Consider the following 22,753-nt stretch of genomic DNA (forward strand, 5'->3'; position numbering starts at 1 on the left):
TAGTGCGTAAATTTTAATAAAGAGAATAAAGATGTTAGCTCTATTGCATGTGAGTGCAATCTAACTTGGAGTTAGGGAAAGTCTAATCAGTAACCTGTTTCCTAATGCCAATTCTCTAAGAGAAAGTATTAAAAATGACTATATATCAATTTCCTGAAGATTTTTATTGGGGCGTTGCTACCGCTTCCTTTCAAATAGAAGGAGGAGTTAATGAAGGTGGGCGTAAACCCAGTGTGTGGGATACATTTACTACTACACCCGGAAAAATTCTGAATAATGATACTGCTACCATTACTTGCGATCATTATCATCTTTATGAACAAGATGTAGCGCTGATGGCAGAATTGGGAATCAAGCACTATCGTTTTAGTATTGCATGGCCCCGCATTATTCCCGATGGTCGCGGCAAAGTTAATGAAGAGGGTGTTGATTTCTACAAGCGGCTGGTAGATTGCCTGCACAAGCATAATATTACCCCTCACGCTACCTTATATCACTGGGATAGCCCCCAAGCCCTAGAAGATTTATATGGAACTTGGCAAAATCGGCAGATGGCTGTAGATTTTGCTGATTATGTGACTGCGGTTGTCAGTCGTTTAGGCGATCGCATTACCCACTGGATGACACTTAATGAAATTTATTATTTCACACACGCAAGTTATGGTTTTGAGCTAGAACCCTTACACGCACCAGGTAAACGCCTCAGCAGCCAAAAAGCAGTTTTCCAGACTTCTCATCACGCCTTACTTGCTCACGGATTAGGATGTCAAGCTATCCGCGCCGCTTCACCGGTTCCTTGCAAAGTTGCTTTAGTAGATAGCATCGGCGTGACTGTTCCCATCAACGAATCTCCTCACCATATAGAAGCTGCTAAAAAAGCATTCCCGACTTTTAGGTTCAATGGGGCTATTCTTATACCCGCCCTCACTGGCGCTTACAGTCCAGCCATGCTTGAGGAATTAGGAGAAAATGCTCCAGAGATTAAACCTGGAGATTTAGAAATAATTCATCAGCCCTTAGATGCAATTGGTCTTAATATTTACAGCGGCGCTTATGTGCGGGCTGTAGATAACGAAAAAGGGTATGAATTACTCAACTTTCCCAAAGGCTACCCGCGAATGCATATGCCCTGGTTACAGATTGTACCTGAAAGTATCTATTGGGGAATTCGTCACGTCAGTGAGACTTTAGGACGTGATGATTTACCAGTGATGATTACTGAAAGTGGTTGTGCCGCAGAGGATGATTTAAATGCTAATGGTGAAATGATAGATACTGACCGGATTATGTACTTACGGCAGTATTTTAAATCAGCTAATCGAGCTATCAATGAAGGTTATCCTTTGAAGGGATATTTTCTCTGGACTTTTATAGATAATTTCGAGTGGGCTTGGGGATATTCTCGTCCTTTTGGGATTGTTTATGTAAATTACAATACGCAACAACGTATTCCCAAAGCTAGCTATGAATGGTATGCAGAGTGTATCCGTCAAAACCGGGTTGTTTAGCTAGAAAAATTTAGACATTCTTGATTAATTTTGCGTAGATTTCAGAAATTGATTTTTCAGCTTGTGTAGAAATAACTGTCTAGTTCCTAGGTTCCTATTTTATGAATCGTTGGACTTTACTGTTTCGTCCATGCTTAATAGCAATTATATTAACTTTAGCTATTCCTCAAGATACTGTTGCTAGTAGATGTGCATCGCTTAATGATTGCCATAATTATGCTTCTCAAAGTCAGAATTACCATCAAGATGAGCGTGGTGAGCATCCATACAGAACTTGTATCGCAATTATAGTCATCACTTTGATCACTACAAAAATAGCTAAGTCTGCTTTAAAGTCGTGGCTGATTAAGCCCTAAAAATCATAGCTTTCAACCCTACCTAGATTGATTTTAGAACAATTGTTTTAAGTTATAGTCTTCTCTAAAACCTGGATTTTGTATCCGATAATTTCATTCTGCCTTGTATGTTAATTTATATGAAGTCTTTATAGATTCTTTGCTAAACCTCGTCCATTTTGAAACCTGGAGTGGTGCGGGACTGAAAGCCCGCTACGAAGAGCAGGGAGCAAAATGCTCCCACTACTTTTAAAACTATGGTTCTCAAAATAGATGTGGTTTGGCTGACATTCTGGCAATAATGTAAGTTAAGTATACAAAATAGTGATTGCCCGCTTAAATATTTCGATGAATGCTTTGATAAAGTGCCAGACGACTCCACAAAATATGGAGCGCACTATTTCCTTTGATACGATGAAAGAAATATTTACTCAAGTGGTGGCAGTAGTCAATCTAAATAAGTATTTTATATTGTCTTTGAAGTAACCAATTTCATTTACAAATGAATCAGGTAATAATGTACCTGGCGTAGATGAAATCCCGCGAGCAAGGGGTGATTATAGCTAGGTGAAGAGTCATGCATTATTTTCCTTTGTTTCTTGGCTCCAGACTCACTATTAGTGAATCTGGAGTTTTTATTTTTGATGCACAGAAAGCCCTAGTGATGCTCTGTTGCTGACTGTAAAAGCTTTTTCTCGCTCAGAAAAATTTCTCATGCAAACACTCGTAAATCTATCGGTAAAGTGTATAATAGCTTAAATTACTTAAAACCGAGCGACTAACCGTAGTTTGTAAGCGGCAATCACAATAACCTGAGAAAGCAAATCTCAAAACCATCAAGAAAGAGTTTTTGATTTTTGCTGTATTTGGTTGTGCTTGTTTGCATAGCTTCTCAAAACCGACTCAACAGCAGATGCGCAACTGCTGGCAAAAATCTGAGAACCGGGATTCTATTTTGAATCCTGACTCTTCGTCTTGCAAAATTACTATTTACAGTTCAAAGGAGTGAACGTGAACAACGCTATTCGGATTAATGAAAACCTGACAACAACAGGACAAGTAATACAACAACAGATTCAACAAGCTAAGCAAGAAGGTTTTAAGTCGGTTCTAAATTTGCGTTCCCCAGACGAATTAGGATTTAATAAGGATGAGCAACAGATAGTGGAAGCATTGGGGCTGGATTATGCGAATGTGCCGCTGAAGCTAGAAAATTTAAATGAGGAGCTGATTACAAAAATCCTCACAACACTAGACCAACTTCCTAAACCAACCGTTATACATTGCGCTGCTGCTATGCGTTCCACGGGAATTGCGTTGTTGAGTGTAGCCATTCAAGAGGGGTTAACACCAGAAGAAACTTTAAGCAAAGCGAAGAATCTCGGCTTTGGGTTTTTTGAACATGCTGGCGTAAGTCCGCGACTGAAGCAATTATTTGTTAACTATCTGAATAAACATCAGAAGGTAGCTGTACCTTATGCGTTGAGCATTTAAAGGTTGCGATCGCCCACATCCAACAAATTGCCAATCTTACCCAAGAGCGATGTTAGATTCTTGAGTTTTTTGGTGTTCCTGGCCGCAAATATGATCTTCAATAAGCGGCGGCATATTAGCGCTCTTACATCACTTTTTTAGAGACTAGCTGGCGCGGAAAATTATGCTTCATAAGCGGTAATTTTATCTGGAACGTCGAGCCTTTACCCTCATTGCTCATCACCTGAATGTGACCGCCGTGAGCCTGGACAATTTGTTGAGCGATCGCTAATCCCAAACCAAATCCGCCGCTTTCTCTGGCACGTTCTGTATCAACTCGGTAAAAGCGGTCGAAAATGTAAGGTAAATCTGCCGCTGGAATTCCAATTCCAGTATCAATAACCTGAATTATTGCCCGTTCTGGGTGAGGTTCTAAGCGTAACCAAACAGTTCCACCAGACTGAGTGTAATTGCAGGCGTTGTTGAGCAAGTTTTCAACAGCTAGCCGCAGCAAAGCAGGGTCAGCCCATAACTCAATTGGTTTTTCTGGTAAATGGCTGATCAACTTGAGCGACGCTTTTGCAGCAACATCATTGTAATAAACAACTAAATTCTCTAGCAAGCTATTGAGATTAACTTTTTTGAGTGATTCTGGAGTTAATTGTCCCTGATGGCGAGCCAATAGCAGTAGGTTATTGACCAAGGTACTCATCGACTTGGCACTATCGATAATGTTCTCCACTGAAGGATGGATTTGGGGATGATCTGCGGCTATGAGTAACCCAACTTGGGCATTGGTCAAAATTGCCGAAAGGGGCGATCGCAATTCATGGGAGGCATCGGATGTAAAGCGTTGCAGTTGGTTATAAGCTTCCTGAACAGGTTGCATGGCTATACCACCGAGTACCCAACCTGTAAGCCCAATTAACAAAAGCGCTACAGGCACAGCCAGCGTCAACATTAACAGAAATTGTCTGAGATCGTTTTGAGTATCTTGGAGTGGAATAGCCACTTGCAGATAGCCGATGACCGAATTTCCTCCTTGAACAGGTAGGGTGAATTGACGCAGCCAAAGTGCCTCACCCGTGAACGAGTCTACAGACTTAATGGTGAGAAAGCCAAATGATGTTTTTAACTGTTCTAGAGCTGGAGTCCCAAAAAAACGCTTAAGTTTACCATTCGGGTCATACCAGCGAACATAGACTAGTTCAATATCAGCAGGATGAGAACCATTACCTAATAGCGGTATATTGCTCAAATCGACTTGTTTTTGTCCTTGATACAGTCGATATTGCGAACTAGCTGCCATTAACTCTGCTCTTTTATAAAGCAATTGATCTAATGCATGAACTTTGTCTTTGACCTCAATGTGATAAATCACCCCAGCAAAGAGAACAAGAATGCTCCCCATCGAAAGGGTAAACCAACGAGCTAAGTTACGACGACTGCGGTTAAACACAACTTATGCTAATTCGTAATTCGTAATTCGTAATTACAAGACTTTTCAAATAATTGAACCACACTACTCCCTAGTCTCCGTCTCAGCCATTATTAAGTTTCAAGATGATTCTGGAGGCTGGAGGCGATAGCCCATACCGTAGACGGTTTCAATCCAATCAGCTGCTGCTACTATTTGCAAACGTTGGCGAAGTTTACGCACTAGAACGGTGATGACATTACTTTCTGGCTCACTACCCCACTGCCATACAGCTTGCTCAATCTGGTTACGAGTGAGTACTTGCCTGGGATGACGCATAAGATATTCTAGTAATTGAAATTCTTGACTGGAAAGGGAGACGATCACCCCTTGTCGCTCCAAAGTCAGTGCGTCCAGATGAAGTTCCAGGTCTGCCAAGCAGAGGGTATCTCCTTGCCAAAGAGGCGATCGCCGCCCCAATGCTCGCACCCGCGCCATGAACTCCATAATATCAATTGGTTTGACTAGGTAATCATCTGCTCCGGCATCTAATCCTGTTACTTTATCAAGTGTTGTATCTTTAGCCGTAATCATTAATACAGGAGCGGTTTTCCCAGCAGCCCGATACTGTTGACACAAACTTACTCCACTAATCCGAGGTAACATCCAATCCAAAATCAGCAGGTCATATTCTTTTTCACCCAAAAGCCATTGAGCGGTTTCACCATCCTTGACACCATCGACACTGTGTCCAGCTTGAGAAAGAACCGTTTGCAGTGGCATTAATTGCTTTGGATCATCCTCGGCTAGTAAGATTTTCATCACCTCTGCACACTTGTTTTTATAAACAATAATGTATTGAAATTATCGAGAGCGTCTTTCATCAGTTAGATTTCTTGGGATTCTCTATCTCATTAGGATATAGATGAAGTGTGACCGAGCAAAATCCGAAGTAGGTGTAGAGTGTGGCGTATTAGTAAACGTTGGCTGCGAGGACTGGGATTAGAGTTTTGGTTGCCGCTACCAGTGGTAGCGGTTGTGTTTTGGCTTGGCTGTAGTTTTCTGGCTGCCCAAGAGTTAAGCCGATCCTACTCCACAGACAAAAAACTTCAGTCAGATACCCAACTCGAAGCACGGGTGTCAGTCAATGTATTGCTGATTAACGCCACTGTAAACCGAACTCAGAAAATTACCCAAGTAGAAGTGGAAACAGCAGATCCCATCCTGAAGCGATTGGAATTAGAACTACCAACGATAGAGTTCAGCCAGATAGAAGTGACAATTGCCCAAGAACTAGGTTTACCCCGTGAGGATGTTAGAAAGTTAGTGCGCTATGAACTTGTGGAATAACAATGATGAATGTGTTCTGCTTTAGTTTTCAATGTTTGATTCATGGCTTCAAATCTCTGAGGAACATCAATATTTAATCGATGAGCCAGCACTGTTACTGTATATTTTGGTAGTTATTTGTTGGTGGTGAGTCTACTTGCCGTTTTTGCGGTTACCCTCACTATAGCCCTGTCCTCTGCCTTGGCGCAGCCTCTCCCTTTGGGAGCAGGGGAGACGCTACTGTCAGAGACAATAACTCTACTACGAAACGCCCTACCTGTTCATACTCTTATTTTGCCAACGGTATTGAGATCCAAAACTCGGTTCCTTGAGCGATCGCAGACTGTACCTCCAGCTTGCCGTTATGTTTCTCTACAACAATCTGTCGGGCGATAGCCAATCCTAATCCGGTTCCTTTTCCTACCGCTTTGGTAGTAAACAAATGATCAAAGATTTTGGCTTGTACTTCCTGACTCATTCCCTTACCATTGTCTCGAATCCGAATTAATACCTGATTCGCAACCTGTTCTGTAGAAATGATGATTTTCTGAGGATGGGCTGTGAGTGTTTCAAAAGAATGGGTTTGGGCAACTTCATCAAACATATCAATGGCGTTAGCCAGGATATTCAGAAACACCTGATTGAGTTGTCCGGGGAAACATTCCACATCTGGCAATTCGCCATAGTTTTGAGTGACTTGAATTGCCGGACGAAACTCATTGGCTTTGAGACGATACTTGAGGATCAATAGCGTGCTATCCAGACCTTCATGCAGATTGGCGTTGACTTTATGTTCTGTATCAGCACGAGAAAAAGTACGCAGGCTGGTGCTGATATTTTTGATGCGATTAGTCGCCCCTGCCATCGAGTCCAGCAGCTTGGGTAAGTCATTAATCAGGTAGTCAAGATCAATATCTTCTGCATTGTCTGGAATCGATGAGACAGGATTGGGATAGTTTTGTTGATAGAGCGCGAGATGATTGAGCAAATCTTGCACATAGTCTTTGCCATTGTTGATACTGCCATTGAGAAAACCAATGGGATTATTGATTTCGTGGGCAATGCCTGCAACCAGATTGCCCAAGGATGCCATTTTTTCACTTTGGACAATTTGCAGTTGGGATTGCTCTAGCTGCTGGGCATAGGTTTGGGCTTGTTGATAGAGGCGGGCATTTTCGAGAGAAATCGCGGCTTCAGTGCAGAGGAAGTTGAGTACAAGGATGCGATCGCTGGTAAACACGCCACGAGTTGTCTGATTTTCCAAATACAAAATGCCAACTAAATTGCCCTGACGCAGAATTGGTATACACAGCACACTCTGGGGTTGATGGTAATGCAAATACTCACCTACCACTGGGAGATCAGTCTTTAGCGCATCTACGACAACGGTGGTCATCGTATTTTTAACATAATGGATGAGTTTGACAGGAACCGCGTTGTTGTTTTCTAGGGGGGTAACTTGCAGAGTCGTTTGTTCAAGATCGGCGATCACCCGAACTTGCCATTGCCCATGCGGGCAAAGTATCAGGGCACATTTGTCTGCGCCAGAGTTTTGCAGCATGGTTTGGGTGAGGATGCTCAGCAATTCATCTAGATCAATTGTGCTGGCAAGGGTTTGACAGGTTTGCAGCAAGGTGGCGAAATCGAGCGTGGTGTTGATACTGCCGCTGTCAGAACTCTTGCTGCTGGTAGCGGGGTGTAAATAGTTAGGAGCCGAGATAGTAGCCAAAGTTTCTAAAATCGTCTGTTGGCTATGTTGGGCTTGCAAAATCGGGCGTAACAATTGGGGATAACGTTGCTCCAGGTCATTGACTTTGGCGTTAGCTCCCCAGCGGGCATAGCAGTAGTAAGCTTCTTGTAGGTAGCTGGCTGCAATTTTTTCCTTGCCCCACTCCAGGTAAAATTTAGCTGCAAGTTCGTTGGCTAAGGCTTCTTCTTGGAGGTAGCCGTTGATTTTAGCAAGAGAAATAGCGCGATCAAACAGTTCAATTGCTTCTGCTTTGTCTCCCGATAAAATGCTTAAAATCGCATTTACTAAAGCGTACTTATGAGCAAAGTTTTCCGGGCAACTCGCTGCCCATAAACTCAGTTGTGCTTGATTTGATTTAACTTTTTGGATATAACTATTGTCTAAACCTAGAGAATGAGTCCGACAATATTCAGCTATAGCAATAGATTGATAAAAATTGATAGCTGCGACTTGATATTTTCCAGTAATAGTGCCAACAAGGTCTTCAGCCCCCCCAGCGGCTGCCACTGCTTCTGCATAACGCCCGTAAAAACATAAGACCTGAGTTTTGAGAAGCAAATAGTGACAAATTGCATAGTCGCTATTGTTGCTCTTGCATACCTCAAGATGCTGCTGCTCAGTTGGGAGATTTTCTGTACGATTAGCTGTCAGTTCAGGGAGCCAAATTTTTAATCCAGAGATGACATCTACGGCAAGTTGATAGTTAAGTTTCTTGGCAGAAAATTCTAAATATTCAGGAAGATTTTGCTGAACTTCTAATACGCTGTCTCCTGCATAAAACGAATTGAGCAGCTTATACATCAAAAGATTACCGGAGAAAACCATCTCCCCAGATTGTAGTCCTGCTACTAATCCTTCTTCAAAAATAGGCAGTGAGGAACGTAAAGGACGCACCCAGGAAAGGAGATTATTCCCTAGCATATAGCAAGCTTTGCAGAGATTATCTGCTTGTTTGAAGCGTTTGGCTAAACTTTCTGCAAGTACTCCAAATTCATAACCAGATTGGTAGTCATTGTGATAATATCCCAGATACATTCCATAGGCGGAAAATCCGTTTCCAGATTCACCTATCACGCCAAAGTTGAGAGATACAGAAACCATCGATAATGCAACTAAAAAGTATAGCTCTCCTTTTTGGAGAACATAAACGGGTACGATTAAATTATTTAGGATTTTAATAATCAAGCGTTTATCTAGAGCAGTTGCTTCTGGTTCATTTACCAACTGCTCTGGCTGACGATTCGCCAATTTAATTTGAATCTCATGTTGGTAAGATTCAAGTTTATTTGATAAATCGATTTCTGATAAATCAAAATTCAAGCAAGATAATGCCTTTTGTCCATACTCAAGTGCTTGGAGGTATTTTCCTTGCAATGTGAACATTTGAATTGCCAGGTTAAAGGCTTCAGCTTTTTCAATTGGTTGTCTGGCAAAGCTAGAGATTGTTTCAATAATTGCCATAGAAGATGCAAAATCTCCGGACAAATATTTAGCTTCTGCCAAATTAAAATAAACTTCTAAAGACTTTTCATAGCATTGCTGCCAGCTATCTTGAGGTAACAAACTTTCAGCCATTTTAAAGTAGTTGACAGCAACTCCATAGGCAGTAGACTCCTTAGCCCTTTTTCCGGCAATACAGTTTAGCTGTAGAAGTTCTGAATATTCTTCCTGGCTGCGATGAAGTTCAAAGCCCTTATTTAAGTGATTGACGAGCGCAAAAATTTTGCTACCTTGTTCTTCTAGGGAAACATTAGCCAGCAGAAGTTTACCAATTTGAAAGTGAGTTGATTTTCTTAAAGTCTCAGGAATGAGAGAGTAAGCAGCTTGTTGGACGCGATCGTGTAGAAATCTGTAGGGTACAGCAATATTCTGTTGAGCCGTTTGGTTTTCGTGGCTTTGGAAAAACTTGTAGGTTTCAGAAATGGGAATAATCAAGCCTTCTTGCAACGCTCTCCACAGTGCAGTTGCGGCTTCTGTTTGGGATTGTTGAGAAACGATCGCCAGCGTATTCAAATCAAATTGATTGCCTACACAAGCTGCTAGTTTCAGCACATTTTGGGTTTCCGGTGGCAATTTTTGCAACTGCTGCGCCATGAATTCCACTACATCATCGGTGATCACCACAGCACTGATTTGAGCGATGTTACATTCCCAATAGCGCCGATCCTGATTAAAGGTGATGTGACCTGCTGTATGTGTTGCTTTGAGGAATTGGGTGATGAAAAAGGGATTGCCCTGGGTTTGGCGATCGATTAACTCAGTCAGTGGTTGAACCAGTTCAGCCGAACAAGCTAAGGTATCTGCAACCAAATGACTCATGTCTTGCAAGGTTAGCGGTGATAGCGTGATCGTATTAACCGTTTTCTGAGCTTTTTTGAGTTCTTCTACAGTCAAAATGAAGGGATGAACGGGGGAGACTTCATTATCTCGATAAGCACCCAGCATTAGCAGATAACCATTGTCATTCATCAGCAGTTTGACCAACTGCAGCGAGGCGGAATCTGCCCACTGAAGATCATCCAGGAAGATCACCAAGGGATGCTCTGGAGTGGTAAAAACCTCAATGAACTTTTGGAATAGCAAGTTAAATCGGTTTTGGACGGCGCTGCCTGACAATTCGGGAGCAGCTGGCTGTTTACCAATGATTTGCTCCAATTCTGGAATCACGTCGATTAGGACTTGTCCGTTATCACCCACGGCTGTCAGAATTTGGTTTTTCCACTGCTCCAAGGCGGCATCCGATTCCGACAGCAATTGCCCCATCAAATCTCGCAATGCCTGAACAAAGGCGGAGAGGGGAATGTTGCGATTGAATTGGTCATACTTGCCTTTGATGAAATAACCCCGTTGCCGGACAATCGGCTTATGCACTTCATTGACAACTGCTGTTTTCCCAATACCAGAAAATCCCGCCACCAACATGAGTTCTGATTTGCCGTTGGCGACGCGATCAAAGGCTGCTAATAACTGCTGAATTTCTGCTTCACGCCCGTAAAGTTTTTCGGGAATCAAGAAGCGATCGCTTAAATCCCGCTGCCCCAATCTAAATTCAGTAATATTTCCTGTGTCTTGCCATTCTTTCAAACATTGTTCAAGGTCGTGCTTGAGTCCGATCGCACTTTGATAGCGGTCTTCCGCATTCTTTGCCATCAGTTTGAATACAATTTCCGAGAGCATCGGCGGCACCGACGGATTCAGATGATGCACCTCGGTGGGGTGCTTCGCCAGATGACAGTAGATTAACTCCATCGGGTCATCTGATTGAAATGGCAACTGCCCGGTCAACAACTGATACAGCGTCACGCCCAGCGCATAGAAGTCGGCGCGATAATCAATCCCACGATTCATCCGCCCTGTTTGTTCGGGAGCCAGATAAGTCAGGGTTCCTTCCAACTGATTTGGGTTCTGGATTTCTTGAGTTTCTCTAGGCAACAAGGAGGCGATGCTGAAGTCAATCAGTTTGACCTGTTTTGAGTCGGGATGAATCAGAATATTGGCGGGTTTAAGGTCTTTGTGAACAATGCGATGTCGGTGCAGGTCATGCAAAATTTCAGCGATTTGAACCGCGATCGCCAGCACTTCGATTACTTCCAGGGGGCGCTGATGGGCATAGTGATTGAGCGAAATCCCCCCAAAATCTTCCATCACCAGGGCATAGCCTTTCCCCAGAGGTTCCAGGCTCAGGGGCTGAATAACTCCCGCTACGGGTTGGTGTTCTTTGTGAGCATCGGTGATGCCCCGCAGGAGCGTAAACTGGTTGCGAAACTGTACCAATTCGCTGAAGCTGGGGTACTCTCGCCGCAACACCTTAATCACCACTGGACGCTGTTGAGCCGTTTGCATCGCTCGATAAACCTCGGTGCGAGAACCCTGATATATCTGCTCGACAAGGGTGTAACCAGGGAGGTGGAACGGCGGCTCAGACAGAGATTCAGTGATGGAGAGCATAGAGCTTGGCGAGAGGAACTGTTTGGATTACATCTAAGATTCCCAAATATTTCTATGATTTAACAATAATGCTCACTGACAATCCCGCAGGTATATTTCGTAGTAGAGTTATTGTCTCTCACAACGACACATCCATGAAAAGTGAGCAAAGTCCATGAGAGGAAACTACTGACCTTTTTTTAAAGCTAATTTGCAGTTCTCATCATCAATTACTTCATTCACAGGTGTTGTCTTTAAACTTGAGGGACAAATGTGATTTAAAAGTGAAATTGAGTAGGATAAATGATTTATTCACTTTTCGTTCACATTTATCCGTCATCCTGGAAAAGAAGCAGAGAAACGAAATTCAACCAACTGAGGTTTAAAACTAATATCCGAACTAATACGGTTCATGCTCACACTATAAAAATATATTTTTCCTATTTGGAAATTAATAAAGCTTCGTTTTAAACTTACTGATTTTTATAGGAGATGTTGTGATGAATTTCAGTCCAGTTAAAAATGCAATCGGCATCATTTCTACCCGTCAGGCAGTAACACAGGTGCTTGATGAACTTAGAGCAATTGACTTTCCTATGCAGAAAATTTCTGTGTTTACTTTAGACTCTGAACAAGAAAATTTGCATGAGGACGTTAATGCGGGTAAATATCCCATAACTCCTATCGAAGGTGCCAAAGCGGGAGCAATTACAGGAGGGACAGCCGGGGGTTTCCTGACACTCGCAGCCGGACTTGGCGTATTAATTATTCCTGGTTTTGGCCCGGCATTAGCGGTTGAATCTGTGATGGGTACACTGCTGGCGGGTGGAGCGAGTGCGATTTTTGGCAGTGTTTATGGTGCATTTCAAGGTTGGTTTGCTCCCGAAAGGCAAACTAGACTCTGTGAGCCAAGCACCTGTCAAGAAGAATTTTTGGTGAAGGTAGAGGGAACAGCCGATGAAATATGGCAAGCAGAATTGATTCTCCATTACTGGGGTGTGCGAGAGTGGCATATTTTTGAACTCAACAAAAGATTCTCGTACTCACACCAATTGGAAAAATGAAACGTACAGATTCAAACAGATAAATCCAGATGAAATCTGTTAATTACTAATTATTTTTTGGAGACAGAGATGACAGCAGATACGATCGCTAAAAATACTTTTGCTGATTCCACAAAGGATTTACTCAATTATGAATGGCATACTCTGGCGGAACAACAAATTTTACAAACCTTAGCCAGCCATCCAGAAGCAGGTTTGACCGATAAAGAAGCTACAAAACGGCATCAACAGATGGGTGCAAATCAAATAACTACTAAAGGTAGCAAAAGTCCTTGGCTAAAATTTTTAGAGCAATTTAATCAACCACTACTATATATTTTGCTGACGGCGGGAGTAGTAACGCTGCTGCTGCGAGATTGGATAGATGCGGGAGTAATTTTTGGTGTCACCCTGATTAATGTCATCATTGGTTACATTCAAGAATCGAAAGCAGAAGGCGCGATCGCAGCTCTATCCAAAGCTGTCACTACTGAAGCAACTGTGATTCGCGATGGTCAAAAAACCCGTCTGGCTTCAACTGAACTTGTTCTGGGTGATTTGGTACTGCTAGCTTCTGGGGATAAAATACCTGCGGATCTGCGGTTATTAAGTGTGCGTGGATTACAAGTTGATGAGTCTGCTTTAACAGGGGAATCTGTTCCGGTGGAGAAAGCAACTTCATTGTTGGCTGTGGAAACACCCTTAGCCGAACGCAGCAATATGGCCTATGCAGGAAGTTTCGTTAGTTTTGGACAGGGAGAAGGGATTGTAGTTGCGATCGCAGATGCTACTCAAACCGGTCGCATCTCGCAGTTAATTGAAAGCAGCACAAATCTGAAAACACCGCTGACACGAAATATTGACAAGTTTAGCAAAAGCTTGTTGTATGTCATTTTAGGTTTGGCTGGTTTGACATTTGCAATCGGATTAGGACAAGGCGAATCTTGGATTGATGTTTTCAAAGCGAGTGTGGCTCTGGTAGTCAGTGCGATTCCCGAAGGATTACCTGCGATCGTTACTATCACTTTGGCGATCGGGGTTTCCCGGATGGCACGACGTAATGCGATTATTCGCAAGTTACCCGCCGTGGAAACATTAGGAAGTACCACCGTTATTTGCTCTGACAAAACTGGCACGTTGACCGAAAATCAGATGACGGTTCAAAAGATTTATGCAGGTGGGCAACATTACACCGTTAGCGGTATTGGTTATGCTCCAGATGGTGAAATCCTGATGAATCAGCAACCCGTTGATTTGAATGCAGATGGACATATTGCTATTTGGGAATCCCTGGAAGCAGGATTACTGTGCAATGATTCTCACATCGAATGGCGAGACAAACGGTGGAACTTAGTCGGAACCCCAACCGAAGGAGCATTGATTACTGCGGCTAATAAAGCAGGATTGACACGAGAAAATCTAGAACAAGAATTACCCAGAATAGATACCATTCCCTTTGAGTCTGAATTTCAATACATGGCGACTTTGCATGAGTTAAATGCAAAGCGAAGGCTGAATGTGATTTATCTCAAAGGTTCTGTAGAGGCAATTCTCCAACGATGCGATTACATGCTCAACGCTCAAGGACAACAGGCTGCGCTTAATCCCGCCGCAGTGGAACAGGAAGTTGCTGGCATGGCAAAGCAAGGTTTACGAGTGCTAGCTTTTGCTAGAAAAGAAGTTGCTGCTCAGCAATCTTTGGAGCGCCATAATATCGCTCAAGGAATGGTGTTTTTGGGACTTCAAGGCATAATTGATCCGCCTCGCGCAGAAGCGATCGCCGCAGTAAATGCTTGTCAATCTGCTGGGATTCAGGTAAAAATGATTACAGGCGACCATGCACTAACAGCAGCTGCGATCGCCCGCCAAATGGGAATTTGCTCGACTGAAGCACAGGTATTCACCGGACGGCAATTAGCTCAGATGGATGAAAAAGAATTCACCCAAGCAGCTGAGGAAGGCATGGTATTTGCACGAGTTGCTCCAGAACAAAAGTTGCGTCTGGTGAAAGCGTTGCAACTCAAAGGTGAAATTGTGGCCATGACTGGAGATGGTGTCAACGATGCTCCTGCTCTCAAACAGGCTGATATTGGTGTAGCGATGGGCATAGCTGGGGCAGAGGTTGCCAAAGAATCGGCGGATATGCTGCTAACTGACGATAACTTCGCCTCAATAGAAGCTGCTGTGGAGGAAGGACGTAGTGTTTACCGCAACTTGCGAAAAGCGATCGCCTTCTTGCTGCCGATCAATGTTGGAGAATCCATGACGATTTTGATTGCCATTCTCCTGGCAACCGTGCTTCCCATTTTACCAATCCAAATTCTCTGGCTTAACATGGTCAGTTCAATAGCATTAATTGCTCCCCTCGCCTTTGAGCCAAAATCTGGACAGGTGATGCAACAACCACCGCGCAACCCCAGAGAAAGACTTTTATCGGGTGGGTTACTCAAGCGCATCATCGCGATTTCCGTCTTCAATTGGCTGGTAATTTTTGGGGTGTTTCAATGGATACTTCAAACTACAGGCAATGAACCATTGGCGCGAACAATGGCAATTAATGGGTTAGTGGCGGCTGAAGTCTTTTACCTGTTAAGCATTAGCCAGTTTTTACCATCTCTAGTTGCCAGAATTCAAGGTAAACGTACACCCGTAGCCTATGCACCTGCCTTTGGAATTGTGACTGTAGTGATTTTACAATGTCTTTTCAGTCAGTGGAGCATGATGAATCAAGTGTTTGATACCACACCTTTAACATTTACCCAAGCTCTCATTTGTATGGGTGTAGGCTTGCCAGTAGTGTTCATAGCTCTCATCTTGCAGCATTTCGATCCGCTCAATTAATATCAATTTGGATTTTAGATTTTAGATTTTGGATTAGTCTCTGTGTATGAGTTCTGTTAATCAATCTGTCGCGTTCTTTTTGCAAATTGGTATTAATTAGGAGGTTTGTAATAATTTAGGACTTATATCGATTTTTTATGAGGCTGCATAGAATTCGATCCCCCCTAGCCCCCCTTAAAAAGGGGGGAACTAGAATCAAAGTCCCCCTTTTTAAGGGGGATTTAGGGGGATCTAGATATATGCAACTTCATATTAAATTGGTATTACGTAAGTGTGAGATTCTTTCAGCAAAAACCGTCCAGAGACAAGAGTCAAATGTCCAAAAAACCTTGACCATTGACTCTTGACCAGAAGATATTAAGTCCTGTAATTGGCAAATCTAACTTATCTGCTTGGGTTTATGCGATATGTTGGTAAATCCAGAGTAACTCTCACTTTTAGAGATTTTTGAAAGTAGTCACGAGCATAATAATTTTGCCGACCACTATTATCTAAAAATTGAGTGAAGCTTTGCAACATAATTTGAGAGCCAGCATTGTCTAAGGTTAATAATGTGTTGGAAAAACCTTTATTGTAGTTAGCTGTTGCATAAGTGTGGTTTGTATCTTGCACATTTAGACCATAGGTGACAACTGATGTTGTTCCCCAATCACAATCTGTGGGATGACATTTACCAAATACTTGAATGTTTAATTTATTGCTACCTGCTGAGGTGACAACTAAGCGAGTTACACCACGAGTGTTACTATCTTTATTAACCCAAGTTCCAACGAAATCAGCAGGTGCAGCCAAAGCCGGACTGAGTAGTGCAGCAGCTAAACTTACACTAGAAGCAGCAATCATTAAAGAACGTTTCAACATTGTATTAGGTCTCCAATCTTAGTAGTTTATTTCTGTATTTGCTGAAAATAATAGATAGATATTGGCGGAAATTAGGACTGATAATTTACCAATTTATTACCGCCATTTTTCACTCCAAGCACCTGTAACATCAAAACCGCCAGTCACAGGAGTTAACTTTTTCCTCGTCCACCTTCACTCAATTTGACGCAACGGATACCTTGAGCTTGACGGTTATCTAAACCCGCATTTCTCACAAGCTGTAGGGGCGGGTTCACAGATATGCTCCCATCATCCGTGAATATCTGGCTTAACCCGCCCCTACGATTTATTAACAACGAGAAAACTTAAGTTTGAAAATTTTGTGAGAAATCCAGGTAAAGGCTTGACAGTGTAAGTTTGAAGATGGGGAACACAATTAAAGCTTGGTACTTGAGTTAAATGTAAATTTTGTAGCACAGGTATTTGCGCAAAAGCACTAGTTGCTGTAGAAAGGGCTACCATACCACCAAGTGCTAAAGATTTCATTGAAAGTCGCAACATGATTCTCATTTGGTGTAGTAAAGTTTGTGGAGGCACTCTTAAACGCCTTCACTACTTCTCTAGGTAGGCTTCACGTTTTTTATGCACCCTCGGCAAAGCATCATTGAAACTTTTTCAACTTTTGTGCAATTTGTTGCCGATCGCTTCAGTCATTGGGCGACAGAATCAAAATTGCGTAGCAGTATGCGAAGTTGTCTCAAACGCACACCGCAAGAAAGTTCGGAATACTTTTGGGCACTTTATTGGTATAAGTTTTGGCAACTTCCCGAAACTCAGTCCCTAGCAAAGCAACATCTCACTGCTTACTTGCAAGAATCCTGCTATTGGGTAGCGCTAAAAACTGTAAATGGTTTTGCTAGTACGCAGTACCAGTTATCAGACTGTTTTCAGATCGCGATCGCTCAAATTGATCGCGTCCTCAAAGGTTTTAACTCTAGTCAAGGTTATACTCTTAAAAACTACGCCAGCCCGATTTTTGCCAGTGCGATCCGCGAAACTTTACGCCAACGTCACGAAGTTGATATCTGTACAGATTGGGGAATGTTACGCAAAATCTCGCAAAAGCGTTTGCAGGAGGCTTTGGAATATGCGGGTTTATCCAAAGATGAGGTTCAGAGCTACATCCTGGCGTGGAACTGTTTTAAAACCTTTTATGTTCCCACCGCCAAAGGAACCTCGCGCCAGCTTTCTCGCCCAGACGATCGCATCTGGGAAGCGATCGCCAACGCTTACAATTCTCAAAGTAGCCAGCAGATCAATATCCAAAATTTAGAAAAGTGCTTACTCAATGCGGCTAAAACTTCACGCAAATATCTTTATCCCACCCAGGAATCTCTCAATATAACTAAAGGCGGAGATAATTCTTGGGAAGTACTCGATAATCTCCCAGGAAATCAACAACCATCATTAATTGAGGACATTATTACCCAAGAAGAAGAACAAACCAGAACTTCGCAACAAACTGAAATTAATGAGATTTTAGCGGATGCGATCGCCCAATTAGAACCAGAGGCGCAACAGATTGTCCAACTTTACTACGCTCAAGGTCTCAATCAGGATAAAATCGCCAAACAACTAGAAATCAAACAGTACACTGTCTCACGGCGATTGACAAAAGCCAGGGAAAACTTACTGCGGTCTTTAGCTACTTGGAGTAGAGACTCCTTGCATATTTCAATTACTCCAGACCTACTCAAGAGTATGAGTACAGTAATGGAAGAATGGTTACAAAACTATTACGGTGTATCTCTGGAATGAGGGGTATGGGGCATGGGGCATTGGAAGGTAGAAATAGCAATTGGGTTTCCCAGAATAACAATTGGGTTTCCCAGAATAGCAATTGGGTTTCCCAGAATAGCAATTGGGTTTCCCAGAATAGCAATTGGGTTTCCCAGAATAACAATTGGGTTTCCCAGAATAGCAATTGGGTTTCCCAGAATAGCAATTGGGTTTCCCCAAATAACAATTGGGTTTCCCAAAATAGCAATTGGGTTTCCCAGAATAACAATTGAGTATCCCAGAATAGCAATTGAGTATCCCAGAATAGCAATTGAGTATCCCAGAATAGCAATTGAGTATCCCCGAATAACAATTGGGTTTCCCCGAATAACAATTGAGTATCCCCGAATAGTAATTGAGTATCCCCGAATAGTAATTGAAGCAACAAAACAGAATTACTAAAAGACTCAATCACCAATGCCCAATGCCCAATGCCCAATGCCCAATGCCCAATGCCCAATGCCCAATGCCCAATGCCCAATGCCCAATGCCCAATACCCAATGCCCAATGCCCAATGCCCAATGACAACTGACAAATCCCGGAGGAACCGCCATGACTGTATTAACTTTTGCCAATCCCAGTGATTTAATTTTAGAAATTCCCGTTAACGCCCAAAATCAAGCGGATATTCAGAGTCCATCTTTTTCTAACCCCACTTCTCGCTATCAAGGTTATATTAATGAACTTTGCCTGAGTGCAGTCTTGCCTTGGTTGCAAGAAGATTTTACACCGCAGGCAAAGGTCTGGCCAAGTACCACAGCTTTACCTAGTTTTTGGGAACTGGTAAATGGAACCGCAATCCTAGTAGACACAAGACGATTGATTTTAGTTCCCAGTGAAACAATAGATTTAAGTGAATTAAGAGTACCACAGGAATGGGTGGATTTACCTAGTTGGGCTGGTGATTATTACTTAGCAGTGCAGGTAGAACCAGATGAAGGCTATGTTAGGGTTTGGGGCTACTGTACCCATGAACAATTGAAGAATCGGGGCAATTATGATGCAGGCGATCGCACTTATTCTTTAGATAGCACTGAGCTTGTAAATGATATTGGGGTTTTAGCGGTAACTCAAGAACTTTGCCCGCAAACAAACACACGCACTGCCATTTTACCTTTACCGAGTTTACCACAACAACAAGCCCAAAACCTGATTGCTCGCTTGGGAAAGTCCGAAGTGCTGACACCCCGTTTAGCCATCCCTTTTCAACTTTGGGGTGGGTTAATTGAACATGGGGGTTGGCGACAAAGCTTATATCAACAACGTTTAGGATTACCAGAACAATGGTCTGTTTTGCAATGGTTGCAAAGCGGCGTTTCTGGGGCAGCGGAAACTATCGGTTGGGGACGCTGGAATTTGCAATTGAGTTTTGTTGGTGGTAGAGGTGTGGAAGAAACACCATCAGATTCTATCGTTTCTCGGCAACTGGCGATCGCTGGTCAAACATACGAACTCTTAGTCATCCCCCAAGGCGAACCCGATGCACCTATTTGGCGGTTTGAACTGCGTAACGCTACAGTAGGTGCAGCCATCCCCGGTGGCTTTAAACTGCGACTACTCACCGAAGATTTACAATCCTTCCCTAACAACGAGGATACCGCCACAACTGCCGTCGAACAACTTTTCGTAGAAGTTGCTCTAGAACCAGGTGAAGGTATAGTCTGGGAAATAGAACCCCTCCCGGAAAACTATGACCGAGAAATACTCAAATTTTAAACGTTGGTTTGGCTTTTTTTATTTGCTCAATCCAGCCATAAATAAAAAGCCATGAGAGAAAAACCCCAACAACAAATGCGTGTCTGGGCGATGTTTTGCCATCTTTCGGCTTTATTAGCTTGGATGCTGTTATTTTTTTTAGTATTTCTCGGTATTCCTTTATATTTACCCCTGAATATTTTCCTACCCCTAATTATTTGGCGATTGTATAAAACCAAATCTTCTTGGGTTGATTTCCAAGGTAAAGAATCTTTAAATTTTCAAATCTCGCTGACATTTTATATTTTGATTGTCATTATTGTATCCTTGTTGATGATGCTAACTATATGCGGGATTGCTGTAACTACTAATAGTACGGGGAAAGAGATACAAACACTTTTAGATACTTTATTAATGGTATGGCTTTCATTAACATCAGTAATGATATTAATCCAATTTTTCTTAGTTAATTTTGCAGCATTCAAAGCTTATAAAGGTGAACATTATCGCTATCCTTGGACAATTAGATTTTTAAGATGAAATATGCCTTTAGTCAATAGTCAATAGTCAATAGTCAATAGTCAAAATAATTGTATTCCTTATGGTTGCGAGATTACAAACAAATCCAGAAAAGATTGGCGTGGCGATTGTGGGTACAGGATTTGGACAGAAAGTCCACATTCCCGGATTGCAAGCACATCCGCAAACTGAGGTGGTGGCTGTTTATCATCGAGATATCAATAAAGCCAAAGCGATCGCACAATCTCATGGTATCCCCAATGCCTGCGATACAATTGCAGATATCGTGAAGTTACCACAAGTCAAAGCAGTCACCATCGCTACCCCACCATTTTTGCATTATGAAATGGCAAAAACAGTACTGCAAGCGGGGAAACATTTATTACTGGAAAAACCTACAGCCTTAAATGTCACTGAAGCGAAGGAACTTTATCAGTTAGCCCAAACAAACGGCGCGATCGCCACAGTAGACTTTGAATTTCGCTTTGTTCCCGGATGGCTAAAGTTTTCACAACTATTATCCGCAGACTATGTGGGAAACAAGCGTTTAATTAGAATTGATTGGTTAGGTTCTTCTCGTGCAGATGCTTCTCGCCCTTGGAATTGGTATTCTTCTCAAGATAAAGGAGGCGGTGCATTAGGATCTTTAGGTTCCCACGCCTTTGATTATATATACTGGTTATTTGGCCCTGTACGCCGATTAAACGCCCATTTGACTACCGCCATTCCCACACGCCTTGATCCTGCTAGCGGCGAAAACAAGCCAGTAAATACAGATGACACCTGTGTGCTGAGTTTGGAATTAGCAGATGGTACACCTTGCCAACTTACCATTAGTGCAGTTGTCCATGCACCGAGAACCCATTGGGTAGAAGTATATGGCGATCGCGGTACTTTAGTTTTAGGTAGTGAAAATCAAAAAGATTACATCCACGGTTTTCGGGTTTGGGGTTCCCAACCAGGTAAAGCCTTAACGGAAATCGAAATCCCATCAGAATTGATGTTTTCCGAAAACCACGCCGATGGACGCATTTCTGCATTTATCCGCGTAGTAGATCGATGGGTACAAGGAATTTACAGCCAGCAACAAATAGTCCCATCACTGCGAGAAGGAGTTTACTCCCAATTATTGATGGATTTATCCCATGAATCCCATAAAACAGCAAGCTGGGTAAATGTACCAAGTTTGGAAAGTCTTATCGGTAAATAAACCTCTCCCCAACTCTTCTTAGTCTCGCAGAAGGATTTTACAGCAGTTTTCACATATTTGAACCAGATATAGCGGTTATCGGTTGAGTCTAATACACACGTAAGGGCACGGTAGTGCCCCTGCAATCTGTCGCATTCTTTTTTCAAATTGGTATAAGTTTGCACCTGTTACGGATAGATATTTTCAGCCCAACAACCACAGGAATCACAAGCATGACAAAACTAGAGGGGAAAATCGCAGTCGTTACAGGTGCTTCTAAAGGCATCGGTGCTGCGATCGCCAAACATCTGGCAGCAGAAGGTGCAAGTGTTGTCGTCAACTACGCATCGAGCCAAGAAGGAGCCAATCGCGTGGTTGACGAGATTGTCAGCAAGGGCGGTAAGGCGATCGCAGTCCAGGCAAATGTTGCCAAAAAAGCAGAGATTGAACATCTATTTACAGAGACACAGCAAGCATTCGGCAGGGTTGATATTTTAGTCAACAATGCGGGAATTTATGAATTTGCCCCACTGGAAGACATCACAGAAGCGCACTTCCATAAGCAATTCGATATCAATGTCCTGGGATTGATCCTCACTTCACAACAAGCTGTAAAGCACTTCGGCTCGGCGGGCGGCAGCATTATCAATATTAGTTCCATCGTCAGCACCCTGACACCCCCGAATGCCTCAATCTATAACGCTACCAAAGCGGCTGTTGATGCCATCACGAAGTCCCTAGCCAAAGAATTGGGCCCCCGCCGCATCCGTGTCAACTCCATCAATCCTGGTATGGTGGAAACAGAAGGTACGCACACAGCCGGAATTACCGAAAGCGAAGGTCGCCAACAAGCTGAAGCGCAAACACCGCTAGGTCGCATTGGACAGCCACAGGACATCGCCCCTGCCGTTGTCTTCCTTGCTTGTGCCGATTCCGCCTGGATTACTGGCGAAACCCTGTACATCACGGGTGGGCTTCGCTAGCTTGAGATGTCATAACTCAATTCAAACCCTACCTCAATGGGCAGAGAGTTTTTAACTTTGAGTATGAGATTGTGATGAAAGC

Annotated in this window: 17 protein-coding genes; 11 read left to right on the plus strand and 6 right to left on the minus strand. The window is 42.9% G+C overall.

Annotated features, from left to right (window positions below; translation table 11 throughout):
• The first annotated feature begins 134 nt into the window (after positions 1 to 134).
• From AACU32_RS38290 to AACU32_RS38300, 3 genes are all read left to right on the plus strand, one after another.
• The gene (locus AACU32_RS38290) at positions 135 to 1,508 is read left to right on the plus strand and encodes a GH1 family beta-glucosidase (protein WP_096607443.1); all 1,374 of its coding nucleotides are present in this window, start codon (positions 135 to 137) and stop codon (positions 1,506 to 1,508) included.
• Between the two features lie 101 nt (positions 1,509 to 1,609).
• Positions 1,610 to 1,864: a hypothetical protein gene (locus AACU32_RS38295; protein WP_339378612.1), complete on the plus strand. Its 255-nt coding sequence runs from the start codon at positions 1,610 to 1,612 to the stop codon at positions 1,862 to 1,864.
• Between the two features lie 990 nt (positions 1,865 to 2,854).
• On the plus strand, positions 2,855 to 3,337 hold the full coding sequence (locus tag AACU32_RS38300) for a beta-lactamase hydrolase domain-containing protein (RefSeq protein WP_096608358.1): 483 nt from the start codon (positions 2,855 to 2,857) through the stop codon (positions 3,335 to 3,337).
• Positions 3,338 to 3,461: 124 nt separating this feature from the next.
• On the opposite strand, the gene AACU32_RS38305 is transcribed toward AACU32_RS38300, so the two are convergent.
• Together AACU32_RS38305 and AACU32_RS38310 are read right to left on the minus strand one after the other, a co-directional pair.
• Complete coding sequence (locus AACU32_RS38305; RefSeq protein WP_096607444.1) at positions 3,462 to 4,775, minus strand: sensor histidine kinase; 1,314 nt, start codon at positions 4,773 to 4,775, stop codon at positions 3,462 to 3,464.
• Positions 4,776 to 4,874: 99 nt separating this feature from the next.
• Positions 4,875 to 5,555, minus strand: coding sequence for a response regulator transcription factor (locus AACU32_RS38310; RefSeq protein ID WP_096607445.1), 681 nt, complete (start codon positions 5,553 to 5,555; stop codon positions 4,875 to 4,877).
• Between the two features lie 141 nt (positions 5,556 to 5,696).
• Here AACU32_RS38310 and AACU32_RS38315 point away from each other — a divergent pair, with 141 nt between their 5' ends.
• Positions 5,697 to 6,083 carry a hypothetical protein gene (locus tag AACU32_RS38315; RefSeq protein WP_096607446.1) on the plus strand — a complete coding sequence of 129 codons (387 nt, stop codon included), beginning with the start codon at positions 5,697 to 5,699 and terminating at the stop codon, positions 6,081 to 6,083.
• A gap of 268 nt (positions 6,084 to 6,351) precedes the next feature.
• Here AACU32_RS38315 and AACU32_RS38320 read toward each other — a convergent pair whose 3' ends face one another.
• The gene (locus AACU32_RS38320) at positions 6,352 to 11,760 is read right to left on the minus strand and encodes a trifunctional serine/threonine-protein kinase/ATP-binding protein/sensor histidine kinase (protein ID WP_096607447.1); all 5,409 of its coding nucleotides are present in this window, start codon (positions 11,758 to 11,760) and stop codon (positions 6,352 to 6,354) included.
• A 479-nt stretch (positions 11,761 to 12,239) separates the two neighbouring features.
• Between AACU32_RS38320 and AACU32_RS38325 the strand changes: the two genes are divergently transcribed.
• A complete protein-coding gene (locus AACU32_RS38325) occupies positions 12,240 to 12,803 on the plus strand; it encodes a hypothetical protein (protein WP_096607448.1) in 564 nt (187 codons plus the stop codon).
• Between the two features lie 69 nt (positions 12,804 to 12,872).
• Positions 12,873 to 15,623, plus strand: a complete 2,751-nt coding sequence (locus tag AACU32_RS38330; protein WP_096607449.1) for a cation-translocating P-type ATPase — start codon at positions 12,873 to 12,875, stop codon at positions 15,621 to 15,623.
• Between the two features lie 384 nt (positions 15,624 to 16,007).
• On the opposite strand, the gene AACU32_RS38335 is transcribed toward AACU32_RS38330, so the two are convergent.
• Positions 16,008 to 16,484 (minus strand): hypothetical protein, encoded by a 477-nt coding sequence (locus AACU32_RS38335; RefSeq protein WP_096607451.1) that lies wholly within the window; start codon positions 16,482 to 16,484, stop codon positions 16,008 to 16,010.
• Positions 16,485 to 16,784: 300 nt separating this feature from the next.
• Positions 16,785 to 17,006 (minus strand): hypothetical protein, encoded by a 222-nt coding sequence (locus AACU32_RS38340; RefSeq protein WP_339378613.1) that lies wholly within the window; start codon positions 17,004 to 17,006, stop codon positions 16,785 to 16,787.
• A gap of 81 nt (positions 17,007 to 17,087) precedes the next feature.
• On the opposite strand from AACU32_RS38340, the gene AACU32_RS38345 reads away from it, so the two are divergent.
• Positions 17,088 to 18,263 (plus strand): sigma-70 family RNA polymerase sigma factor, encoded by a 1,176-nt coding sequence (locus tag AACU32_RS38345; RefSeq protein WP_096607453.1) that lies wholly within the window; start codon positions 17,088 to 17,090, stop codon positions 18,261 to 18,263.
• Here the strand turns inward: AACU32_RS38345 and AACU32_RS38350 are convergent.
• Entirely contained in the window at positions 18,199 to 18,813 is a 615-nt protein-coding gene (locus tag AACU32_RS38350; RefSeq protein ID WP_339378614.1) for a hypothetical protein, read from the minus strand. The genes AACU32_RS38345 and AACU32_RS38350 overlap by 65 nt on opposite strands.
• A gap of 24 nt (positions 18,814 to 18,837) precedes the next feature.
• Between AACU32_RS38350 and AACU32_RS38355 the strand changes: the two genes are divergently transcribed.
• From AACU32_RS38355 to AACU32_RS38370, 4 genes are all read left to right on the plus strand, one after another.
• Positions 18,838 to 20,001 (plus strand): DUF1822 family protein, encoded by a 1,164-nt coding sequence (locus tag AACU32_RS38355; protein WP_096607455.1) that lies wholly within the window; start codon positions 18,838 to 18,840, stop codon positions 19,999 to 20,001.
• A 51-nt stretch (positions 20,002 to 20,052) separates the two neighbouring features.
• Positions 20,053 to 20,520, plus strand: a complete 468-nt coding sequence (locus AACU32_RS38360; RefSeq protein ID WP_096607456.1) for a DUF4870 domain-containing protein — start codon at positions 20,053 to 20,055, stop codon at positions 20,518 to 20,520.
• Between the two features lie 61 nt (positions 20,521 to 20,581).
• On the plus strand, positions 20,582 to 21,709 hold the full coding sequence (locus tag AACU32_RS38365; RefSeq protein ID WP_096607457.1) for a Gfo/Idh/MocA family protein: 1,128 nt from the start codon (positions 20,582 to 20,584) through the stop codon (positions 21,707 to 21,709).
• 212 nt (positions 21,710 to 21,921) lie between these two features.
• Entirely contained in the window at positions 21,922 to 22,671 is a 750-nt protein-coding gene (locus AACU32_RS38370) for an SDR family NAD(P)-dependent oxidoreductase (RefSeq protein WP_096607458.1), read from the plus strand.
• Positions 22,672 to 22,753 lie beyond the last annotated feature (82 nt).

It is taken from the genome of Calothrix sp. NIES-2100, assembly GCF_963875285.1.
Taxonomy (GTDB): domain Bacteria; phylum Cyanobacteriota; class Cyanobacteriia; order Cyanobacteriales; family Nostocaceae; genus Aulosira.

Excerpts from the sequence above, each read along its gene's own strand:
- AACU32_RS38325 (WP_096607448.1), top strand. The coding sequence starts at position 12,240 with ATGAATTTCAGTCCAGTTAAAAATGCAATCGGCATCATTTCTACCCGT.
- AACU32_RS38295 (WP_339378612.1), top strand. The coding sequence starts at position 1,610 with ATGAATCGTTGGACTTTACTGTTTCGTCCATGCTTAATAGCAATTATA.
- AACU32_RS38370 (WP_096607458.1), top strand. The coding sequence starts at position 21,922 with ATGACAAAACTAGAGGGGAAAATCGCAGTCGTTACAGGTGCTTCTAAA.
- AACU32_RS38335 (WP_096607451.1), bottom strand. The coding sequence starts at position 16,484 with ATGTTGAAACGTTCTTTAATGATTGCTGCTTCTAGTGTAAGTTTAGCT.
- AACU32_RS38345 (WP_096607453.1), top strand. The coding sequence starts at position 17,088 with ATGCACCCTCGGCAAAGCATCATTGAAACTTTTTCAACTTTTGTGCAA.
- AACU32_RS38340 (WP_339378613.1), bottom strand. The coding sequence starts at position 17,006 with ATGTTGCGACTTTCAATGAAATCTTTAGCACTTGGTGGTATGGTAGCC.
- AACU32_RS38330 (WP_096607449.1), top strand. The coding sequence starts at position 12,873 with ATGACAGCAGATACGATCGCTAAAAATACTTTTGCTGATTCCACAAAG.
- AACU32_RS38360 (WP_096607456.1), top strand. The coding sequence starts at position 20,053 with ATGAGAGAAAAACCCCAACAACAAATGCGTGTCTGGGCGATGTTTTGC.
- AACU32_RS38320 (WP_096607447.1), bottom strand. The coding sequence starts at position 11,760 with ATGCTCTCCATCACTGAATCTCTGTCTGAGCCGCCGTTCCACCTCCCT.
- AACU32_RS38290 (WP_096607443.1), top strand. The coding sequence starts at position 135 with ATGACTATATATCAATTTCCTGAAGATTTTTATTGGGGCGTTGCTACC.
- AACU32_RS38365 (WP_096607457.1), top strand. The coding sequence starts at position 20,582 with ATGGTTGCGAGATTACAAACAAATCCAGAAAAGATTGGCGTGGCGATT.
- AACU32_RS38310 (WP_096607445.1), bottom strand. The coding sequence starts at position 5,555 with ATGAAAATCTTACTAGCCGAGGATGATCCAAAGCAATTAATGCCACTG.
- AACU32_RS38355 (WP_096607455.1), top strand. The coding sequence starts at position 18,838 with ATGACTGTATTAACTTTTGCCAATCCCAGTGATTTAATTTTAGAAATT.